17 protein-coding genes, 1 tRNA gene, 1 other RNA gene and 2 pseudogenes (1 of these 21 cut by a window edge) are annotated in these 17,554 nt (G+C 69.8%); 8 read left to right on the top strand and 13 right to left on the bottom strand.

All coding sequences use genetic code 11. The features are described 5' to 3' along the window. Positions 1 to 338, bottom strand: a pseudogene (locus FrCorBMG51_RS31065) (N-6 DNA methylase); its annotated part reaches 1,907 nt to the left of the window's first position; the annotation flags it as partial. A 444-nt stretch (positions 339 to 782) separates the two neighbouring features. On the opposite strand from FrCorBMG51_RS31065, the gene FrCorBMG51_RS11395 reads away from it, so the two are divergent. Then, positions 783 to 989 (top strand): cold-shock protein, encoded by a 207-nt coding sequence (locus tag FrCorBMG51_RS11395; protein WP_047223059.1) that lies wholly within the window; start codon positions 783 to 785, stop codon positions 987 to 989. 659 nt (positions 990 to 1,648) lie between these two features. On the opposite strand, the gene FrCorBMG51_RS11390 is transcribed toward FrCorBMG51_RS11395, so the two are convergent. Continuing rightward, on the bottom strand, positions 1,649 to 2,809 hold the full coding sequence (locus FrCorBMG51_RS11390) for an aspartate-semialdehyde dehydrogenase (RefSeq protein WP_235433494.1): 1,161 nt from the start codon (positions 2,807 to 2,809) through the stop codon (positions 1,649 to 1,651). Next, the gene (locus FrCorBMG51_RS11385; RefSeq protein ID WP_047223058.1) at positions 2,806 to 4,074 is read right to left on the bottom strand and encodes an aspartate kinase; all 1,269 of its coding nucleotides are present in this window, start codon (positions 4,072 to 4,074) and stop codon (positions 2,806 to 2,808) included. Before FrCorBMG51_RS11385 ends, FrCorBMG51_RS11390 begins: the two co-directional genes overlap by 4 nt. Positions 4,075 to 4,379: 305 nt before the next feature. On the opposite strand from FrCorBMG51_RS11385, the gene FrCorBMG51_RS11380 reads away from it, so the two are divergent. Then, the gene (locus tag FrCorBMG51_RS11380) at positions 4,380 to 4,964 is read left to right on the top strand and encodes a TerD family protein (protein WP_013872102.1); all 585 of its coding nucleotides are present in this window, start codon (positions 4,380 to 4,382) and stop codon (positions 4,962 to 4,964) included. A 145-nt stretch (positions 4,965 to 5,109) separates the two neighbouring features. Beyond that, complete coding sequence (locus tag FrCorBMG51_RS11375; RefSeq protein WP_047223113.1) at positions 5,110 to 6,114, top strand: zinc-binding alcohol dehydrogenase family protein; 1,005 nt, start codon at positions 5,110 to 5,112, stop codon at positions 6,112 to 6,114. 69 nt (positions 6,115 to 6,183) lie between these two features. Here the strand turns inward: FrCorBMG51_RS11375 and FrCorBMG51_RS11370 are convergent, their stop codons facing one another. The 4 genes from FrCorBMG51_RS11370 to FrCorBMG51_RS11355 form a co-directional block, all read right to left on the bottom strand. Further along, complete coding sequence (locus FrCorBMG51_RS11370) at positions 6,184 to 7,464, bottom strand: Fic family protein (protein ID WP_047223057.1); 1,281 nt, start codon at positions 7,462 to 7,464, stop codon at positions 6,184 to 6,186. Between the two features lie 173 nt (positions 7,465 to 7,637). Next, positions 7,638 to 8,093, bottom strand: a complete 456-nt coding sequence (locus FrCorBMG51_RS11365; RefSeq protein WP_013872105.1) for a hypothetical protein — start codon at positions 8,091 to 8,093, stop codon at positions 7,638 to 7,640. A 271-nt stretch (positions 8,094 to 8,364) separates the two neighbouring features. After that, entirely contained in the window at positions 8,365 to 8,961 is a 597-nt protein-coding gene (gene recR / locus FrCorBMG51_RS11360) for a recombination mediator RecR (protein ID WP_043602845.1), read from the bottom strand. A gap of 207 nt (positions 8,962 to 9,168) precedes the next feature. Beyond that, on the bottom strand, positions 9,169 to 9,630 hold the full coding sequence (locus FrCorBMG51_RS11355; RefSeq protein WP_047223056.1) for a YbaB/EbfC family nucleoid-associated protein: 462 nt from the start codon (positions 9,628 to 9,630) through the stop codon (positions 9,169 to 9,171). A gap of 387 nt (positions 9,631 to 10,017) precedes the next feature. Here FrCorBMG51_RS11355 and FrCorBMG51_RS11350 point away from each other — a divergent pair, with 387 nt between their 5' ends. The 3 genes from FrCorBMG51_RS11350 (at position 10,018) to FrCorBMG51_RS11340 (ending at position 11,714) form a co-directional block, all read left to right on the top strand. Beyond that, positions 10,018 to 10,422, top strand: coding sequence for a Crp/Fnr family transcriptional regulator (locus FrCorBMG51_RS11350; RefSeq protein WP_256386257.1), 405 nt, complete (start codon positions 10,018 to 10,020; stop codon positions 10,420 to 10,422). Beyond that, positions 10,419 to 10,685, top strand: coding sequence for a Crp/Fnr family transcriptional regulator (locus FrCorBMG51_RS11345; protein WP_052914581.1), 267 nt, complete (start codon positions 10,419 to 10,421; stop codon positions 10,683 to 10,685). The genes FrCorBMG51_RS11350 and FrCorBMG51_RS11345 overlap by 4 nt, the downstream gene beginning before the upstream one ends. A 189-nt stretch (positions 10,686 to 10,874) precedes the next feature. Further along, positions 10,875 to 11,714: a hypothetical protein gene (locus FrCorBMG51_RS11340; RefSeq protein WP_047223054.1), complete on the top strand. Its 840-nt coding sequence runs from the start codon at positions 10,875 to 10,877 to the stop codon at positions 11,712 to 11,714. Between the two features lie 681 nt (positions 11,715 to 12,395). Here FrCorBMG51_RS11340 and FrCorBMG51_RS33730 read toward each other — a convergent pair. From FrCorBMG51_RS33730 to ffs, 6 genes and pseudogenes are all read right to left on the bottom strand, one after another. Beyond that, positions 12,396 to 12,704, bottom strand: a pseudogene (locus FrCorBMG51_RS33730) (PIN-like domain-containing protein); the annotation flags it as partial. A 136-nt stretch (positions 12,705 to 12,840) separates the two neighbouring features. Next, a complete protein-coding gene (locus FrCorBMG51_RS11330; RefSeq protein WP_052914580.1) occupies positions 12,841 to 13,218 on the bottom strand; it encodes a hypothetical protein in 378 nt (125 codons plus the stop codon). Next, on the bottom strand, positions 13,218 to 13,532 hold the full coding sequence (locus FrCorBMG51_RS11325) for a hypothetical protein (protein WP_047223052.1): 315 nt from the start codon (positions 13,530 to 13,532) through the stop codon (positions 13,218 to 13,220). The genes FrCorBMG51_RS11330 and FrCorBMG51_RS11325 overlap by 1 nt, the downstream gene beginning before the upstream one ends. Positions 13,533 to 13,679: 147 nt before the next feature. Then, the gene (locus tag FrCorBMG51_RS25095) at positions 13,680 to 14,024 is read right to left on the bottom strand and encodes a hypothetical protein (protein WP_052914579.1); all 345 of its coding nucleotides are present in this window, start codon (positions 14,022 to 14,024) and stop codon (positions 13,680 to 13,682) included. A gap of 617 nt (positions 14,025 to 14,641) precedes the next feature. Next, positions 14,642 to 16,489 (bottom strand): DNA polymerase III subunit gamma and tau, encoded by a 1,848-nt coding sequence (locus tag FrCorBMG51_RS25090; RefSeq protein ID WP_235433493.1) that lies wholly within the window; start codon positions 16,487 to 16,489, stop codon positions 14,642 to 14,644. Between the two features lie 59 nt (positions 16,490 to 16,548). After that, an RNA gene (gene ffs, locus FrCorBMG51_RS26685) (signal recognition particle sRNA small type) lies at positions 16,549 to 16,645 on the bottom strand. Positions 16,646 to 16,834: 189 nt separating this feature from the next. Here ffs and FrCorBMG51_RS11315 point away from each other — a divergent pair. Together FrCorBMG51_RS11315 and FrCorBMG51_RS11310 are read left to right on the top strand one after the other, a co-directional pair. Next, positions 16,835 to 17,257, top strand: coding sequence for a TOBE domain-containing protein (locus tag FrCorBMG51_RS11315; protein WP_047223051.1), 423 nt, complete (start codon positions 16,835 to 16,837; stop codon positions 17,255 to 17,257). 62 nt (positions 17,258 to 17,319) lie between these two features. After that, a tRNA-Ser gene (locus FrCorBMG51_RS11310) sits at positions 17,320 to 17,404 on the top strand. The last annotated feature ends 150 nt before the right edge of the window (positions 17,405 to 17,554 follow it).

Genomic DNA, 17,554 nt, shown 5'->3' with positions numbered 1-17,554 from the left:
AGCCGGCGGGCGGCCGCCAGCAGGAACGCCGCCTCACCGCAGGCGGGCTCGAGAACGCTGTCCCGCCGGTCGCGGAGCGCCCAGGTGACGATATGATCACAAAGCGCCGCCGGCGTGAAGAAGGCACCGCGAATCTTACGGTGGGTGACCGAATCCGTGACGCTGGTCGCTCCCCGGGCGGCCGGGAGCGCGGTTCTGCCCGACGACGGGCCTTCGGCCGTCCCGGGCCCGCCGGTGACATCGGGGGCGCGGGCCGTCTCGGAGGTCGGGGTTGCCACGTCCGAAACCCTAGAACCCGGCGCCGACGGTTCGTCCGGCGCGTCGTCCCGACTCCGCATTCATTCCGTACGGACCGCTCTCGTCCGAGCGGGTGTGGGACGTCCGACGTGCCGCTCCGGGTCCGCCTGCGGCTGGGGCACATGCGCCGCTGTGGGGGCTTGGTCAACCGTGCCTGTTCCGGCCCCCACCCGGGGCCGGGGCGCACACGCGGGTGTGGGCGACTTCACCGGGCCGTCCGGCTCCCTGGCTGGCGGTTGCGGTGGGTTACCTGGGATGTTGTGGCATCACCCGGTGCGTGAGGTATGTAGTGGACTTCCTTGCCCGGAGGGCTCCCGCCGTGGCCGGTAGCCGTGTAGCGTCTTCCATGGCCAAGTTCGGTAGTTGACGTCTACAAGGGGCGGCGACGACGAACGCTGACGCGGGAGAAGCAGAATTCTTCTGCGGCAGACGGTCCGGGGCCCGCGCGGTGTGGGTCCTGACTGCACCAGCAGGGAGAACGGCACGTGGCTCAGGGCACGGTGAAGTGGTTCAACTCGGAGAAGGGCTTCGGCTTCATCTCCGTGGACGGTGGCGGTTCGGACGTCTTCGTCCACTACAGCGCAATTGACATGGACGGCTACAAGAGCCTGGAAGAGGGGCAGCGGGTCGAGTTCCAAGTGACCCAGGGTCAGAAGGGTCCGCAGGCTGACGCCGTTCGTGTCGTCGTCTGAGCCACGTACGGACGTAACTCCGAGATATCTTCCACAGTCATAGGACGAGGGCCCGCCATCTGTTGTCAGGGGCGGGCCCTCGTTGCTTGTCGGCGCGTGTAGGCGGTTCGGGGTTCGGTGAATCACCACCAATCATCGCGAATTGCGCCGCCGATTCGTTTTCCGCGCTTTCCGGCTTCGCGCCTGCCAGGCCGGTGGCGGTCGGCTACCCGCGCGGATCCCGGCCGAGTGTCCGTGGACCGCGGATGATGTCTGTTATGCCCGATCCCACCCGGATCGTCCACTGACGCCGATGCCGACCAGAATATTTGTTCACCTTTTGTCGCGGGCGTGCGCCAGAGAAACGTCTTCGCCCTGATAGCGTCGTCTCGACGGTGTGTTCGTTGCCATCGAGCGACACCGCGATTCTGTTTTCCGGAACCAATCGTGTTAACTGTCCGATCCTGTCGGACGTTTCCGTCGTATCGTGACAGGAATCACATCCGGTCGGGTCGCGTCACATCGAGTGAAAACGGCGTTCTCGGGACGCCTGACAGCGGGCGGATTCCCCGGTTTTCACCGCGGCTGTGTTGCCGGCGGCGCCACGGCTGAATCCTCCCCCGGTATGCCGATCCGGCCTGCCGCCGTCCTGCCGGCCGCGGTCCGCCGTCCGGCCGGGCCTACCGTCGCACCTGGTCATGGGACACCAGCAGTTCGGCGATCTGGAGGGTGTTGAGCGCCGCGCCCTTGCGCAGATTGTCACCGCAGACGAACAGAGCCAGTTCGTGCGGATCGTCCAGGGACTGCCGGACGCGGCCGACCCAGGTCGGGTCGGTACCGACGACGTCCGCCGGAGTGGGGAACTCGCCAGCCGCCGGATCGTCCAGCACGGCCACACCCGGCGCCGCGCGCAGCACGGCCCGCGCGGCATCCGCCGTGACCGGCCGCGCGAACCACGCGTGCACGGCTACCGCATGGGTCGTGACGACGGGCACCCGCACACAGGTCGCGGACACCTTCAGCCCGGGAAGCCCGAGGATCTTCCGGGACTCGTTGCGGATCTTCGTTTCCTCGGACGACCAGCCGCCGTCCTTCAGCGAACCGGCCCACGGCACGACGTTGAGCGCGAGCGGGGCCGGGAACGGGCCGAGCCCGTCCGCGCCGACCGCCTTGCGGACGTCGCCCGCGTTCCGGCCGAGGTCACGGTCGCCCGCGACCGCGGCAAGCTGGGCGTAGAGGGTGTCGACACCGGCCTGGCCGGCCCCGCTGGCCGCCTGGTAGGACGTCGCGACCAGGGACTGAAGGCCGAAGGCACGGTGCAGCGCGCCGAGTGCGACGATCATCGACAGCGTCGTGCAGTTCGGGTTGGCGATGATCCCGCGCGGTCGGTCGGCAACCGCGTCCGCGTTCACCTCGGGAACGACGAGGGGGACGTCCGGATCCATCCGGAACGCCCCTGAGTTGTCGACCGCGACCGCCCCGTGGGCGGCGGCGATCGGCGCCCACCGCGCCGAGATCTCGTCCGGCACGTCGAACATGGCGATGTCGACACCGTCGAAGGCCTCCGGCGCGAGCGTGAGCACCTCGACGTCCTCGCCGCGGACCCGCAGCCGGCGCCCGGCGGAGCGGGCCGAGGCGATCAGGCGGATCTCGCCCCAGATGTCGGGACGTTCGTCCAGCAACGACAGCATCACCGTGCCCACGGCACCGGTCGCCCCGACCACCGCCAGCGTCGGCCGCCGGGCCGAGCCCGCCGAGCCCGCCGAGGTGGCCGGCAGCGGACCAGCCGGTGCCGCCGCCGTGGTCGCCGTGGTCGCCGTTTCGTGCGCTCCGCCGGTCATCGGCCGGTGCCCGCGTAGACGACGGCCTGGCCGTTGGGGTCGCCGAGCTCGAACGCGCCGTGGACGGCCCGCACCGCGACCGGCAGGTCGGTGTCCCGGATGACCACCGAGATCCGGATCTCCGAGGTGGAAATGATCTCCACGTTGACCCCGGCGTCGGCCAGCGCCCCGAAGAAGCGGGCCGACACCCCCGGATGCGATTTCATCCCCGCGCCGACCAGGGAGAGTTTGCCGATGTGGTCGTCGTACAGGGTCCGTTCGAACCCGATCTCCGCACGGACCTTCTCCAGCGCGTTCAGGGCGTTACGGCCGTCGGTTTTCGGCAGGGTGAAGGAGATGTCGGTCCGGCCGCTGCCGGCGACCGACCCGACCTGGACAATCATGTCGAGGTTGACGTCGGCGTCGGCGACCGCCCGGAACACCGCGGCGGCGACCCCGGGCTTGTCCGGGCAGCCGACCACGGTCACCTTCGCCTCCCCCTTGTCGTGCGCGACTCCCCGGATGATGGCCTGTTCCACCAGCTCTGCCTCCGCAATCTCGGTGACCCACGTCCCCGGCCGTGACGAGAACGACGAACGGACGTGCACGGGGACTGTGTAGCGGCGTGCGTACTCGACGCATCGGAGCATGAGTACCTTGGCCCCGCAGGCCGCCATCTCCATCATCTCCTCGTAGGAGATGCGTTCGATACGGCGGGCGTCCGGCACGATTCGCGGGTCGGCGGTGAAGACGCCGTCCACGTCGGTGTAGATCTCACAGAAGTCGGCGTCCAGAGCGGCCGCGAGCGCGACGGCGGTCGTGTCCGAGCCGCCCCGGCCGAGCGTTGTCACGTCCTTGGTGTCCTGGCTGACGCCCTGGAAACCGGCGACGATCGCGATGGCGCCCTCGTCCAGGGCGCTTCGGATGCGCCCCGGGGTGACATCGATGATGCGGGCCCGGCCGTGCACCGAGTCGGTGATCACCCCGGCCTGGGAGCCGGTGAAGGAACGGGCCTCGGCACCCAGGTTCGAGATGGCCATGGCCAGCAGCGCCATGGAGATGCGTTCACCGGCGGTGAGCAGCATGTCGAGCTCGCGGGCCGGGGGGAGCGGCGCGACCTGCTCGGCGAGGTCGAGCAGGTCGTCGGTGGTGTCACCCATCGCGCTCACCACCACGACCACGTCGTCGCCGCGGCGGCGCTGGGCCACGATCCGCTCGGCGACCCGTTTGATCCGGTCGGCGTCCGCCACGGAGGAGCCACCGAACTTCGCCACGACGAGCGCCATGGGTCCCAGGTTACTTGGGACCCATGGCGGCCCGTCCCGTCGCTCGGGGAGGCGCCGGTTCCATGTGCCGCTTCGCCGGAGGTGAAAGCGTGATTGTGTCGCTTTTGGCCCCTGGAGGCCGGGATGCGGGAAGAGCTGCGGTCATCGACGGATCGTGCCGGCGGCAGGACCTACCATGTACAAATCCCGACCTGCTGTGGGCCGGGTGACCACGCGTGTGCGAGGGTTCTCCAGGAATCCATTGTCGGACATCGGTCGGGACGACCCGCCAGCAGACGGAGCCCGATCGGAAGGGATGACTGCACATGGCCATCAGCCTTGCCAAGGGTGGCAACGTCAGCCTCACCAAGCAGGCGGCCGAGGCGGGCACGCCCCAGCTCACCGCGCTCACCGTCGGGCTTGGATGGGACGCCCGCACCACCACCGGAACCGACTTCGACCTGGACGCCTCCGCCATCGGTGTGAAGGCCGACGGCAAGGTCCTCAGCGACCAGTACTTCATCTTCTTCAACAATCTGAAGTCCCCGGACGGCGCCATCCAGCTCACCGGAGACAACCTCACCGGCGCGGGGGAGGGGGACGACGAGTCGATCGTCATCACCCTCGGCCAGGTGCCGGCCGAGATCGACAAGATTGTCGTCCCGGTGTCGATTTACGGCGCGCAGGAGCGGCAGCAGAACTTCGGCCAGGTGCGCAACGCCTACATCCGCGTCGTCGACCAGACCGGCACCGAACTGGTCCGTTACGACCTGTCCGAGGACTATTCCACCGAGACGGTCGTCATCTTCGGCGAGGTCTACCGGAACGGCGCCGAATGGAAGTTCCGCGCGGTCGGCCAGGGACACAACGACCTCAGCGGCCTCGCCCGTGACCACGGTGTCAACGTCTGAGAGCACCGACGTCTGAGAGCACCGATGTCCGGGGGCACCGACGTACGAGGGGCCCGACGTCCGGGCCCTGTCGGTCGGCGGGCTGCCCGTCGAAGCCCGGTAGGTGCCGGTCGGAGCTGGGAACATCGGGGACATGACACCGACGATGATCGGTTGGCAGGTCGCCACACCGGCTCCGGCCGCGGCCCGGCCGCTGCGCCGGGCGCTCGTCCCGGTACCCGAACCGGCCGTCGGCCAGGTTCGGCTGCGGGTCGCGGCCTGCGGTGTCTGCCGCACCGACCTGCATCTCGCCGAAGGCGACCTGCCGCCACGCCGGCCCGGCACCATCCCCGGGCACGAGGTCGTCGGCTACGTCGACGCGCTCGGTGACGACGTCGACGGGGCTGCCATCGGTGACCGCCTCGGCATCGCCTGGCTGCGGGAGACCGACGGCGCTTGCGGCTACTGCCGGCGCGGCGCGGAGAACCTGTGCCCGGCGTCCCGCTACACCGGCTGGGACGCCGACGGTGGCTATGCCGAGTACGCCGTCGTCCGCGCCGACTACGCCTACCAGCTGCCGGCCGGCTATTCCGACGGGGAGCTGGCGCCGTTGCTGTGCGCGGGCATCGTCGGCTTCCGGGCGCTGCGCCGGGCGGAGCTGCCGCCCGGCGGCCGGCTGGGGATCTACGGTTTCGGCGCGTCGGCCCACCTGGCCGCGCAGGTGGCGCTGGCGGAGGGAGCGCGGGTGCACGTCATGACCCGGTCCGAGGCGGCCCGCCAGCTCGCGCTCTCGCTCGGCGCGTCGTCGGCGTCCGGTGCCTATGAGGCACCGCCGGAGCCGCTGGACGCCGCGGTCCTCTTCGCCCCGGTCGGCGATCTGGTGCCGGTCGCGCTGCGTGCCCTCGACCGGGGCGGGACGCTGTCGATCGCCGGCATCCACCTCTCCGACGTGCCGGTACTGAACTACCAACAGCATCTGTTCCAGGAACGCTCCGTACGCAGCACAACCGCGAACACCCGAGCGGACGGCCACGAGTTCCTGGAGATCGCCGGCCGGCACCGCCTGGCGGTCACGATCACGCCTTATCCGCTCGACCGCGCTGACGACGCGCTCGTCGACCTGGCTGCGGACCGGGTCAACGGCGCCGCGGTGCTGTTCCCGTCCGGCTGAGCGTGTCCATCCGGCTGAGCGTCCCGTCCGCCTGAGCGTTCCGTCCGGCTGGCGCATGGCGGCCGCCGGTCAGGAGCGTTTTCTGGACGTGGTGAGCCGGCGTTCGGCGGAGCTGAACAGGTCGGACACCTCCCGGCTGAGATAGCCGATGGTGCCGCGGCCGATCTGCCGGCGGCGCAGGATGCCGGCCGCGACAAGCTCTTCGGCCGCAGCCCGGGCCGTCCGCGGCGGGACGTCCAGCCGCCGCGCCGCGCTCACCTCCGTGAGCACCGGGGATTCGGGCAGGGCCGCCAGCAGCTGGTCGGACATGGACGGCTCCCACGGTTTGTTCCGAAACACGGTCGTTCGGTTACGGAAAGCCGACAGTCGGACGTCCCAGGAGCGGCGCAGCGCAGCCAGTTCCACGGTGAACCTGCGGGTCTCCTCAACAGCGGCGGCAGCGGCGTCCAGGAAGAAGGTGAGCCACTGGCGCAGTGCCGCGTGGGCGGCCGCGCTGTCCGGCGGGCCGTCATGACAGAAAGCGGTCAGCGCCGCCACGTACTCGTCCGACCGGGTCATGAAGACGAGGCTGATCGGCAGCACGGCCGGGCCGAGCAGCCCCCGCCGGGCCAGCAGCGCGTGGATGAGCGCGCGGCCGACCCGTCCGTTGCCGTCGGCGAACGGCTGGATCGTCTCGAACTGCGCGTGGACAAGCCCGGCCAGGATCAGGGCCGGATGCCGCCCGTCGGACGCGTACGTGGCAAGGTCGGCCAGCAGCCCCTCGACGGCGGACGCGGGCGGCGGCACGAAGGCGGCGTCGAGCGGGTTCCACTCGCTTCCGCCCAGCCAGGTCTGCACGGTTCGCGGGCCGATGCCGGAGTGTTCCGGCAACAGGGTGCGCTGCAGGTCGACGATGCCGTCCACCGTGATCGTCCTGCCCTGGGCGGCATCGGTGACCGCCTGGCGGAGCGTGGCGATGGTGTGGGCGACTTCGCGGGCGCTGACGCTGAAACCCTCGATGGCCGTGCCAGCGGCGACCGTGGCGGCTGTGGCGGTCGTGGCGGCTGTGGCGGCGAACTCCGCCAGGGCGACCTGCTGCGGGGCGACGCGGATGCCCTCCATCCGGGCCGATCCGATGGCCTCCGAGCGGAGCAGGAAGCCGGCCGCCCGCTCCAGGCTCACCGTGGCCGTGCCGCGCAGCGCACGGATACTGGCCTCGATGGCGGTGGCCCGGGAGAGCAGATCCCTCGGGAAAGCCGGTGGGCTGGCGGCGAGCGGGTCGGGGCAGTAGGGACGGTACACGCCCACCCGGCGTCCACGTGCCGGCGCGGCCGGATCCGGGGACCACAGCTGCTCCCCGTATCGACCCATCGCCGGATTCCTTTGTTTTCAGTGTTTTTGTTTCGGTGTTTTCAGCATGCCAGCAGCGGCGGTACGACCAGTGGGACGTATGAATTGCCTGGAAGAGGTGAATGACCGGGCGCGGGGCCGGGGCGTGGGCCGTACGGCGAGCGCCGCACGGCGAGCAGGAGCCAGCCGGGCCTTCACGGCCGTGCCGGTCTGCTCCGGCTCAGCAGGTGCAGCAGCCCACCGGCGGCCGTGCTGAGCGCGGCGGCGACGAGCACGTCCCGGGGCAGCAGATCGGTGGACTCCCGCTGGATACGCCCGTGGAAGCGGTCGAAGCGGCGCGGCCACGGGCTGCGTCCGACAAAGTAGATACCGATCTTGTCAGTGTCGGGCAGGCAGGCCCCGCTCATGCCCGCCAGGAGCGCGAGGCGGCGTCCCGGCGGCGCCGCCGCGGTCAGGATGCCCATGGCGACCAGCCCGGCCACACCGTCGCGGCGGGCCACCGGAACCCAGCTTCGGCCCGGCCCGGCTCCCCAGTGCGGCACCATGTCCATGGCGAGGTGGGAGACGAATCCGGCGGCAAATGCGGGAAGAGGCCGACGCAGTGCGGTGCCGATCAGTGCTCCGGCGCCCACGTGCGCACTTATGATCATTGGTCGTGTGCTCCTGACCTTCATGGGATCTCGTGACGGTTTCCGGTGGTCACGTTGTCCGGCCAGAACAACGTATGCACCGGTCACGGGTATCTGGCGGCATGCGTGTGCTGAGGAGGATCACACCGGCGCGTCCGGCCACCGTCCGTTCGGGGAACTGACGGGTTCGGGTGAGGATCCGGCCTTACGGGCCCTCCTGAACGGTGTCGTTCGGACAGCCTTCGTCCGGCTTCGTCCGAAGGATTATCCAGACGTGCGTCAGGACGACTGTCTAGGCGACGACGCGGCGGCCTTCAAAGGCGCGGCCAAGGGTCACCTCGTCCGCCCATTCCAGGTCTCCGCCCATGGGCAGGCCGCTGGCCAGCCGGGTGACCTTCAGACCCATGGGAGCGATCTGCCGGGCCAGATAGGAAGCGGTGACCTCGCCCTCGGTGTTCGGATCGGTCGCGAGAATCAGTTCGGTCACCGTTCCGTCGGCAAGACGGGCGATCAGCTCCCGGATGTGCAGATCGTCGGGGCCGACCCCGCCGATCGGATTGATCGCCCCGCCGAGAACGTGGTAGCGCCCACGGAACTCCCGGGTCCGTTCGACGGCGACGACGTCCTTTGGCTCCTCGACGACACAGATCTGCGCCGGATCGCGACGGTGGTCGGCGCAGATCCGGCACAGTTCCGCCTGCGCGACGTTGAAGCACGTCCGGCAGAAGCGGACCTTGTCCTTGATCTCGTTCAGCGTGGCCGCCAGCCGCCGCACGTCCACCGGGTCGGCGGAAAGCAGGTGGAAGGCGATCCGTTGCGCGCTTTTCGGGCCGATGCCGGGCAGCCGGCCGAGTTCGTCGATCAGATCCTGGACGATCCCCTCGTACATCGTCACCGACCCGTCCCGCGGCGCGCTGTCGTGGAGCCCGCTGTTGTGGGGCCTGCTGTTGTGGGGCCCGTTGTGCCGGGGCTGGGTGTTCCGGCCATCGCCATTCTGACGGCTGTTCTTCCGGCGGGCGTTCTTCCGGCGGGCCTGGCCGGCACGTGTCCAGGCGGCACCTGCCCGCCCGCCTGCGAGTCGTTCATCGTGCGCCTGTCATCCCAGGCCGGGAGGTATCGACCCCGGGCCTGACCCGCCCGGCAGACCCGCCGGGCCACCACCAGCTCCGCCGGGACCACCGACGTCGCCGAGGCCCCCGATACCGCCAGAGCCGCCGAACCCGCCGAGGATGTCACCGAGCCCGCCGGTGACCTGGCCCATCCGTTCGGAGGCACGCCTGCGCGCGTTGTCGGCGGCGTCCCGGACCGCCGCGAGGACGAGGTCGGCAAGCGTCTCGGTGTCGGACGGATCCACCGCGGCGGGGTCGATGACGAGATCGACCAGCTCACCCCCGCCGGTCACCGTGGCCTTCACCAGACCGCCGCCGGCGGTGCCGTCGACCCTGGCGTCGGCAAGCTCCTGCTGGGCGGTCAGCAACTCGGCCTGCATCCGCTGGGCCTGCTGAAGAAGCTGGCCGATGCTCGGCCCGGCGCCCGGCGGTATCTGCGGGTTCGACATGCCACGAGCCTACGTCCACCCACCAACCCCACCACCCGGGCCGTGCCCGAAGGCTCCCAGATCGTTTGGTGACTCCCCTGCCAGACCTCCAGGTCGAGCCCGCCACAGCGTCAACGACACGAACCGGCTGACTGCATCACTGAAAGTAGCGAATAGATCCAGTGTAAGAGCGTATTGGTAACCGGATAGGTGCGGATATGGCATCCGACGTTCGCTATGCACGCTATGCTCCCGATCAATTGCGACCGACGGGGGTCAGAATCTTGGCAGAGCCAGAATTATGGGGGACGCGTCGAGGGTTTTCGGTGCCCGAACGGCGATGCCACGGTCCGAGGAGACGGACGATGGCCTGCGACGGGAGTCCACACCTCGGTGTGACGGCATCCGGTGAACAGCGGGGAGCTCGATGCTGCCGCGCGTGCCGCGCTGCAGGCGCTTGGCCGGCCCAGGTGGTATGAGCCGGGCGAGACTTTGATGTTGCACGGTTCGGTCGCCGACGTGGTGATGCTGATCGAGCGCGGGCTCGTGAAGGTTGCCATAGCCGCTGACGATGGACGTACCACGGTGCTCGCCTACCGCGGTGCCGGAGAGGTGATCGGCGAGATGGGCGTCGTCGGTCGTGGGCCCCGGACCGCGACCGTTGTCGCGGGGGACCGGGTGCGGGTGCGCGTCATCCCAGCGTCGGTGTTCCTCAGCGAGGTGCGTAACCGACCGGAGCTGGCGGCCGGCATCATGTCCGCCTGGTTGCCCGGCTGCGTGACGCGGACCGGGAACGTGTTCTCGGACCGATGATGCCGGCGCGGGCGAGGATCGCGCGCAAGTTGCTGGAGCTTGTCGAGCAGCGTGGCCGGTCGATCGCGGACGGGGCCGTCATCGAAATCCGGCTGACCCAGCAGGATCTTGCCGCCGCGGCCGGTGTGGGCCTGCGTTCGGCGAGCCGGGAGCTGCCCGAGCTCCGCCGCCGTGGGCTGATCGACTATGCCCGTGAGCGGTTTACCGTGCTGGATCCGGTGGGTCTCGCGCGGGTCGCCAATGAGCTCAAAAGGCCAGAGTAGCCAAGCCCGAAAATGTGCCAATGGCGTAGTTGACGCCGTCAGCGCTCCGGTAGGACGCACCTGCACGCCCACTCAGGCGTGTCACTCGGCGTCGCACCACGATGATCGGATACCGCGGCCCGAGTGCGGACCCTGTAGGCGGACGGGCGCTGTCGGATGGCGTTCCGAAAGTCGTTTGGAAGGAGCCTGATGGTGCATCGGCCGGTCAACCGGCGGCTCGTGGTTGTCGACATCGAGGGCTCAAGCGAGCGTGACACCCCCACACAGGTCGACCTACGACATCGACTGAAACTGGTGGTCGAGGAGGGCCTGGACGCGGTCGGGCTGTCAGCCCGGCACGGCACCGCGCCGTCGATACAGGACCGATACGACAGTCTGCTGATCGCCATCGACCCGGCGGTGTCCCTCGCCGACCTGACCGACACCTTCCTCGACCGGCTGGCCACCGCGCTGCGGCATGACCGTAAGCGCGCCAGCCCAGCCGCGCGGATGCGACTGCGGGTCGCCATCCATGACGGCGACGTTCTCATCGACGACGGTGTCATCAGCGGCCGGCACGCGGTCGAGGTGTGCCGGCTCGTCGATGCCGATCCGCTGCACGAAGCGTTCACCGCCGCGCCGGAGGCCGATCTGGCGGTCATCGTCTCGGACCGGGTGTACCAGTCCGTGGTCGCCGAGGACTACGGCCGGGTCCCACCAAGCGCCTACCAATGCGTCGACGTGACGATCAAAAGCCTGCGGATCCGAGCCTGGATCTACGTGCCGAACGCGGACGGTTGGCGACAGCGGCCCGGCGCCCCCACCCCACCGCCCTTTCCCGGTAGGCCAGGGAAGGGCGGCGGGCAGCGGGATGCCGATACCGGACAGCGGGACGCCAATACCAGGAGGGATAGCGCCAGCGGCGACGTCATCAGCGGCAACATCGTGATCATAGGTAGTCATCTCGACCGGCCGAACATAGCTGGCCACGACATCGGCCGTGGGTATGGCGCCAACCCGTTCGACGAGGTCGACGGCGATGGCCGCTGAGGATCCGGACTCCGCTTCGTCGGGCGAACCTGGTCTGGGGTCGGTCGAACCAGCCGACGGCGGATCGTCATCCGCGGAAACCGGCTCCGAGGCCACTGCTGGCACGCCGCCTGGCGGGAAAGGCGATGAAAGGGCAGGGGATTCATCACCCCCAGCTTCCGAGCGAGGGGCTGGTGAGGCGGCTGATACGTCGAATCCCGACGACTCCGGGCCGACCTCAGGGGATACCGAGGAGGAGTTCGCCAGGCCGAGCGACCTCGAGGAGGCTGCGAGCAATTTTCACGGCCCGGTGCCTCCCGGCGGGCCAGTAGCGTTCGCCGGATCAGACGCTGGCCTCGCTGCCCACGGCGGAAGCCGAGCAGGTACTCGCGAACGTTGCACGTTCGATACTAAAATTCGCGACGCGCAAGACGAAATGAGAACGTGGTCCAGCCGACGGCTGGTAGTCCGGTCTGGATTTGTCGCGGATCTTTGAACTGCGGATCTGTTGTCGATCAATATTGTGTAAGCCGGGATCAGTTGAGATCCATTTTCTTGATCTGGCGAGCGTGGACGGCGTAGAGGAACGGTCCCGGCTGCGCGCAGGCCGCGGTGATGGCGAGCAGGTTGGTCAGCAGCCAGTCGGCCATCACCGTCCCGGGCAGGTTCTGCCGGGTGAGGTAGAAACAGCGCGCGGTGCGTGCGGACGGCCTGCTGTTCGGCGGGCCGGCGGCGGATCCGTTCGTCCTTCATGAACGCCACCCAGCCCAGCCGGGCGGTGTCGGCCCGCCAGGTGACGTCGGCGACGGTCTCGTCCTGCGGAATGCCGTCGTGCCCGGCGAGCGTGGTCAGTTCCAGGCCGACGAACGGTACCACCGCCCCGCCCGGGATGGTACGGGGCCGGACGGTCACGATCGACTTGCCGTGCACCGGCGAGCGGCGGGTGTAGCCGTAGGCCCAGGTCGTGAACGTCGAGGTCGGTACCCCCAGGTAGCGGCCGGCCTCAGCCACGGTGTACAGCGGCGTATCGAAACGCGCGGGATCGTCAACCACATCCACCTCCCAGCCTCCGGCCGATCAACGCAACCCACTGATGTCCTGGCCTGTGTCTTTGCCTGAGCGACGGAGATCATGGCCGCCGGCTTCTTTACACGGCGATGAGTTCCACGTGGATACTGGCGACCTGGGCGAGCATGTGAAGATCACCTGGGTCGGAGGTGAGGATGTCGTCTCCGTCGGCCGCCAGGCACACCACGGCCGCGTCGATCACGTCCGACTGGCCGCTGCGGGCCAGCAGCATGCCCGCCCGGCGCCCCAGGGCGTCGGTGAGCGGTGTGACGGTGACGCCGGCGAGCAGGTGGGCGACCCCGGCCTGCCGTCCCCACCCACCCCGCCAGACCTGGGCGACCACACCCCCATGCGTGACCGGCGGGCGGCCTGCCAGGCGTTCCCTCTTGACCAGGGCCACCACGCTCCGGTCACCGCGTTCGACCGCGAGGAACGCCCCGGCGTCCAGCACGAGCATCAGGCGGCTCCCCGATCACGGCCAGGTGAAGGAGGAGTATCCGTGCCTGGTGCGCCGCGCACCACGACTGCTCGGGAACGAGCCTGCCGGGCGGCATCACGCATTTCCTGCTCAGTGATCTCACCGTGTTCGGCCTCGTAGGCGGCGAGGAAGTCGTCGAGGGCCCGCAGCCGACGGTCATGGTCGGCTTTCAGGCGCAGGGCGTCGTTCACCCAGGTGCTCACACTCTCCGCATGGCCCTGCGCGACCGCTTCCTGGGCCACGGCCAGCAACTCGGCGTCCACGGAGGCCGAGAGCCGCTGCTTGACACTCATATGGATATGCTAATCCCCTCCTACGATCGTGGTAACTCCCTGGTTGAGGTTTTGTGTCGCACCGTGAGCGATATTGTACGGTACGGCATCATCCGCAAATGATCATATGGTGTGAGCCGGTTGGATGCGACCTGGGGCCGGTAGGTGTCACTTCGCAGGCTGTTCGATGATGGTGGCGCCGAGGCCGGTTCGTAGCAGGGCCATTGCGGCGTCCTCGCCCGACAGCGATCCGGTGGCCAAGGTCTCCTGGCCTCCTCCTCCCCAGGGCGACTTCGCCGACGCGGGGGAGGACACACCGGGCGCGGAGGACGCGCCGTGCTGGTTTCGGCTTTCCGGTGAGGAGCCGGCAGGCCCGGACGGGTCGTCGGCGGGGAACCACTCGTCGTCGGCCCCGTCGTAGTCGGCCTCCGGATCGGTTGCCGAGGCGGCCGATGGCGTCGCCGAGCTCGTCGCCGGACCTGCCCCCGACAGACCTCCCGGCGGTGAACCCACTGGCGACGAACCTGCCGGTGGCGTGTGCGTCTCGTTCGTGTCCTTGTTCGCGTCGCTGTTCGTGCCTCTGTTTATGTCGCTGTGAACGGTCGCAGAGGTGGGCGTGACGCTGTGTTGATATTTCTTGTCGGACGGTGCGGCGGTGTTCGGAGCCGCCTGTGCCCGTGGTGTCTGCTGCGGGACCACCCCTGAGGCCCCTGAGACCGAGTTCGGGGCCGCAGACGTCGCCGAGCCGTTCACAGGCCGGACGGCCGCCTGCCAGGCGGCAGGTGCGGCCTGGCCCCAGGACGACGACGCCGTTGGTGGCGCGGCGGCAGGGGCCACCGCAGCAGACGCTGCCGGCGAGCCGGTAGCCGTTGACGAACCGGAGGAACCAGAATCGGAGGAGCCCAAAGCCGTTGGTGGGACGGAGGGGCTGCCGGGGGCCGGCCCCGCGCCCGGGCGTGCGGCGCCCGACCAGCCGGATCCCCCGAAGCCACCCGACGGGCCGGCGCCGCNCGGGCCGGCGCCGCCGGACGGTCCGGCGCCGCCGGATGGCGCTGCCCCCCCGGACGGCCCGCCTGACGGTCCGCCGCCCGTCGCGATGGTGACCCGCCAGGTGCCGCCGACGACCTCGGTCAGCGCGGCGCACAGGACGTCCACGTTGCTGCCCTGTCCGAACATCCGGGCGATCGGTGGCGCCGAGAAGGCCAGAACGACCTCGTCGCGGCGGACATCCGCGACCGATGCGTACTCCTGCAACAGGGCGTGTGTGGTGGCTTTGCGTGACCGGGTTGCGCGCAGCACGTCGCCCCAGACCGCACGCAGCCTGCCGGCGTCGGTTCCGTCGCCCGGCCCGCCCAGCCCGTCCGGCGGAGCCGCGGAAGGAACGGGAGTGAAGGAGCCAGCGCGGACGTCGGCTGGTGGCGGCACCTCGGCTGCGGGAGCCCAGCCAGCCGGACCGGGGGCCTGCGCCGCNCCGCGGCAGCCGCGGCAGGCCGGTGCGAGGTTTGGACCGGCGCGCCGGGTCCGGCCGCGGCCGCCGTGCTGGGAACCGTTCCTCCAGGCCCAGGCCCAGGCCCAGGCCCCGCCACGTTGGCCGGAGCTGTTCTGGATGCCGGTCTGGCCGCGGCGGACGGAACTGCCGTCGGAACGCCCGGAGCCGCCGCGTCAGCAACCGCGCCCGCGGCGGCAGCCGGGCCCGCGGCAACCATGCTCGCGGCGGTGGCCGGACCTGGAAGGACGGCCGGTTGCGTGCCGGGGGCCGTACTCGCGACGCCCGTGGCGCCCGCGGCCGGGGCGGTGGCGCCACCGATGGCGGCACCGGTGACCACCCCCTGACGTTCCAGCCGTTCGATGCGGACCAGCAGTGCCGACGGATCGGAACCCGCGGCGGGCAGCAGCGCGCGCGCCAGCGTCAGTTCGAGCAGCAGCCGGGGGCTGGTCGTGCCGCGCATCTCGACCAGGCCGGTGTGAACGACGTCGGCGGCGCGGGAGAGTTCGGCCTGGCCCATCCGCGCGCACTGGTCACGCATCCGTTCGAGCTGGTCGGCCGAGTAGGTCTCCAGCAGCCCCTTGGCGGGGGCGTCCGGGACGGCCGCGAGCACGATCAGATCCCGCAGGCGTTCGAGCAGATCCATGGCGAAGCGGCGCGGGTCGTGCCCGGAGGAGACGACCTTGTCGATGACGGTGAAGGCGCTGGCGCCGTCATGCGCGGCCAGGGCGTCGACCGCCTCGTCCAGCAGGACGCCGTCGGTCAGGCCGAGCAGCGCGACCGCCCGGTCGTAGCCCAGGCTGTCCGGGCCGGCGCCGGCGAGCAGCTGGTCGAGGACGGACAGCGAGTCCCGGACCGACCCGGCGCCGGCCCGCACGACCAGCGGTAACACCGTCGGGTCGACGTCCACGCCCTCCTGCGCGCAGATCGACGTCAGATGATCGCGCAGCACGCCGGGCGGGACCAACCGGAACGCGTAGTGGTGCGTCCGAGACCGGATGGTGGCGATGACCTTGTCCGGCTCGGTGGTCGCGAACACGAACTTCAGATACGGCGGGGGCTCCTCGACGACCTTGAGCAGGGCGTTGAAGGCCGCCGCGGTGACCATGTGCGCCTCGTCCACGACGAACACCTTGAAACGCGCCGAGGCAGGCGCGAAGAACGCGCGTTCCCGCAGGTCACGGGCGTCGTCGACGAGGCCGTGGGAGGCGGCGTCGATCTCGGTGACGTCCATGCTGACCCCGGCGCGGATCGACACGCACTGGTCACAGACCCCGCACGGTTGCGGCGTCGGGCCGTCCACGCAGTTCAGGGAGGCGGCGAGGATGCGCGCGGACGACGTCTTGCCACAGCCGCGCGGCCCACTGAACAGGTAGGCGTGGTGGATGCGGCCGGTGCGCAGCGCCTGCATGAGCGCGCCGGTGACATGCTCCTGGCCGACGACCTGGGCGAAGGTCGCCGGACGGTATCGGTTGTACAGCGCACCGCTCACTGGACCTACCTCGTCGTAACCCAGGACCGCGACCTCGTGACGAAGAAGACCCCGTAACGAAGGGCGACCCCCCGCACACCCGCCAGAGCCTGCTTACCCTTGCTGCCTTCCGGCCCTGGGGGGTTTCACGAGGGTGACGCCGCACGAGGGGTCTGTCCGACAGTCTATGGCCTGCCGGGGGGATCTTCGCGGCGGGGGCACCTGCCAGCGGTGACCATTGTCCGCACGGTGAGCCCCGGCAAACTGTTCCATACCGCTCAGCGTCACGACGGCACGAGTGCGTCCCGTGCGAAGGTAGCGGCACCCGATCGCCCACGACACGCAGGAAACTCGGTGAGGTCGAGCATGAGCATCAGTATTCGCAACCAGCTCTCTGGGACTGTGACTGAAATCACTTCAGGTGAGGCGATCAGCGCCGTGAAGATTCGTCTCGCCGCAGGGCAGGAAGTGGTCGCCGCGGTGACCACCGAGGCGGTCCGGGAACTTGGCATCACCAACGGCGCGCAGGTCCAGATCCTGGTCAAGGCGACCGAGGTGTCCCTGGCCGTGGGTGAGGTGTCCGGCCTGAGCATCCGCAACCAGATCCCCGGCACGATCACCGCGATCGACCAGGGCGGGGCAATAGCCATCGTGAAGGTCGCTGTCGAAGGAGGAGAAACGATCACCTCCGCGATCACCAAGGCGGCCGTCGGCGACCTCGGCCTCGCGGCGGGCTCCGCGGTCACCGTTCTGATCAAGTCCACGGAGATCTCCATCGCCGCGCCCTGACCAGCGGTGGATCACCCGGCCCGCTGCCTCGATCGTCCCTCGGATCCGATAGTGTGGTCGACGGAGGATTCGCCTAGTGGCCTAGGGCGCACGCTTGGAAAGCGTGTTGGGGGCAACCCCTCGCGAGTTCGAATCTCGCATCCTCCGCGCGTGCTCGCTGAACTGCGTTCAGCTTCGCGGGGGCCTTATATCTGCCCGGGGGGCGACCCCCGGACCCCCGGTGCCGGGCTTCGCCCGGCCGGGTGGGTTGCCCGTTGCGGGCGGTCGGTCGTGTTTTCGCTCTGCGGGCTTGTTTAG

Source organism: Protofrankia coriariae, from assembly GCF_001017755.1.
In the GTDB taxonomy this organism is placed as follows: Bacteria; Actinomycetota; Actinomycetes; order Frankiales; family Frankiaceae; genus Protofrankia; species Protofrankia coriariae.
The sequence above is the reverse complement of the archived record's forward strand: the minus strand, read 5'-3'. Positions and strand labels throughout refer to the sequence as shown.

Bases quoted from the DNA above. Each gene is read 5' to 3' on its own strand.
- FrCorBMG51_RS11325 (WP_047223052.1), bottom strand. From the start codon at position 13,532: ATGAGTGTCAAGCAGCGGCTCTCGGCCTCCGTGGACGCCGAGTTGCTG.
- recR (WP_043602845.1), bottom strand. From the start codon at position 8,961: ATGTACGAGGGGATCGTCCAGGATCTGATCGACGAACTCGGCCGGCTG.
- FrCorBMG51_RS11385 (WP_047223058.1), bottom strand. From the start codon at position 4,074: ATGGCGCTCGTCGTGGCGAAGTTCGGTGGCTCCTCCGTGGCGGACGCC.
- FrCorBMG51_RS11390 (WP_235433494.1), bottom strand. From the start codon at position 2,809: ATGACCGGCGGAGCGCACGAAACGGCGACCACGGCGACCACGGCGGCG.
- FrCorBMG51_RS11375 (WP_047223113.1), top strand. From the start codon at position 5,110: ATGATCGGTTGGCAGGTCGCCACACCGGCTCCGGCCGCGGCCCGGCCG.
- FrCorBMG51_RS11330 (WP_052914580.1), bottom strand. From the start codon at position 13,218: ATGCTCGTGCTGGACGCCGGGGCGTTCCTCGCGGTCGAACGCGGTGAC.
- FrCorBMG51_RS11315 (WP_047223051.1), top strand. From the start codon at position 16,835: ATGAGCATCAGTATTCGCAACCAGCTCTCTGGGACTGTGACTGAAATC.
- FrCorBMG51_RS11355 (WP_047223056.1), bottom strand. From the start codon at position 9,630: ATGTCGAACCCGCAGATACCGCCGGGCGCCGGGCCGAGCATCGGCCAG.
- FrCorBMG51_RS11365 (WP_013872105.1), bottom strand. From the start codon at position 8,093: ATGATCATAAGTGCGCACGTGGGCGCCGGAGCACTGATCGGCACCGCA.
- FrCorBMG51_RS11370 (WP_047223057.1), bottom strand. From the start codon at position 7,464: ATGGGTCGATACGGGGAGCAGCTGTGGTCCCCGGATCCGGCCGCGCCG.
- FrCorBMG51_RS11380 (WP_013872102.1), top strand. From the start codon at position 4,380: ATGGCCATCAGCCTTGCCAAGGGTGGCAACGTCAGCCTCACCAAGCAG.
- FrCorBMG51_RS11345 (WP_052914581.1), top strand. From the start codon at position 10,419: ATGATGCCGGCGCGGGCGAGGATCGCGCGCAAGTTGCTGGAGCTTGTC.
- FrCorBMG51_RS11340 (WP_047223054.1), top strand. From the start codon at position 10,875: ATGGTGCATCGGCCGGTCAACCGGCGGCTCGTGGTTGTCGACATCGAG.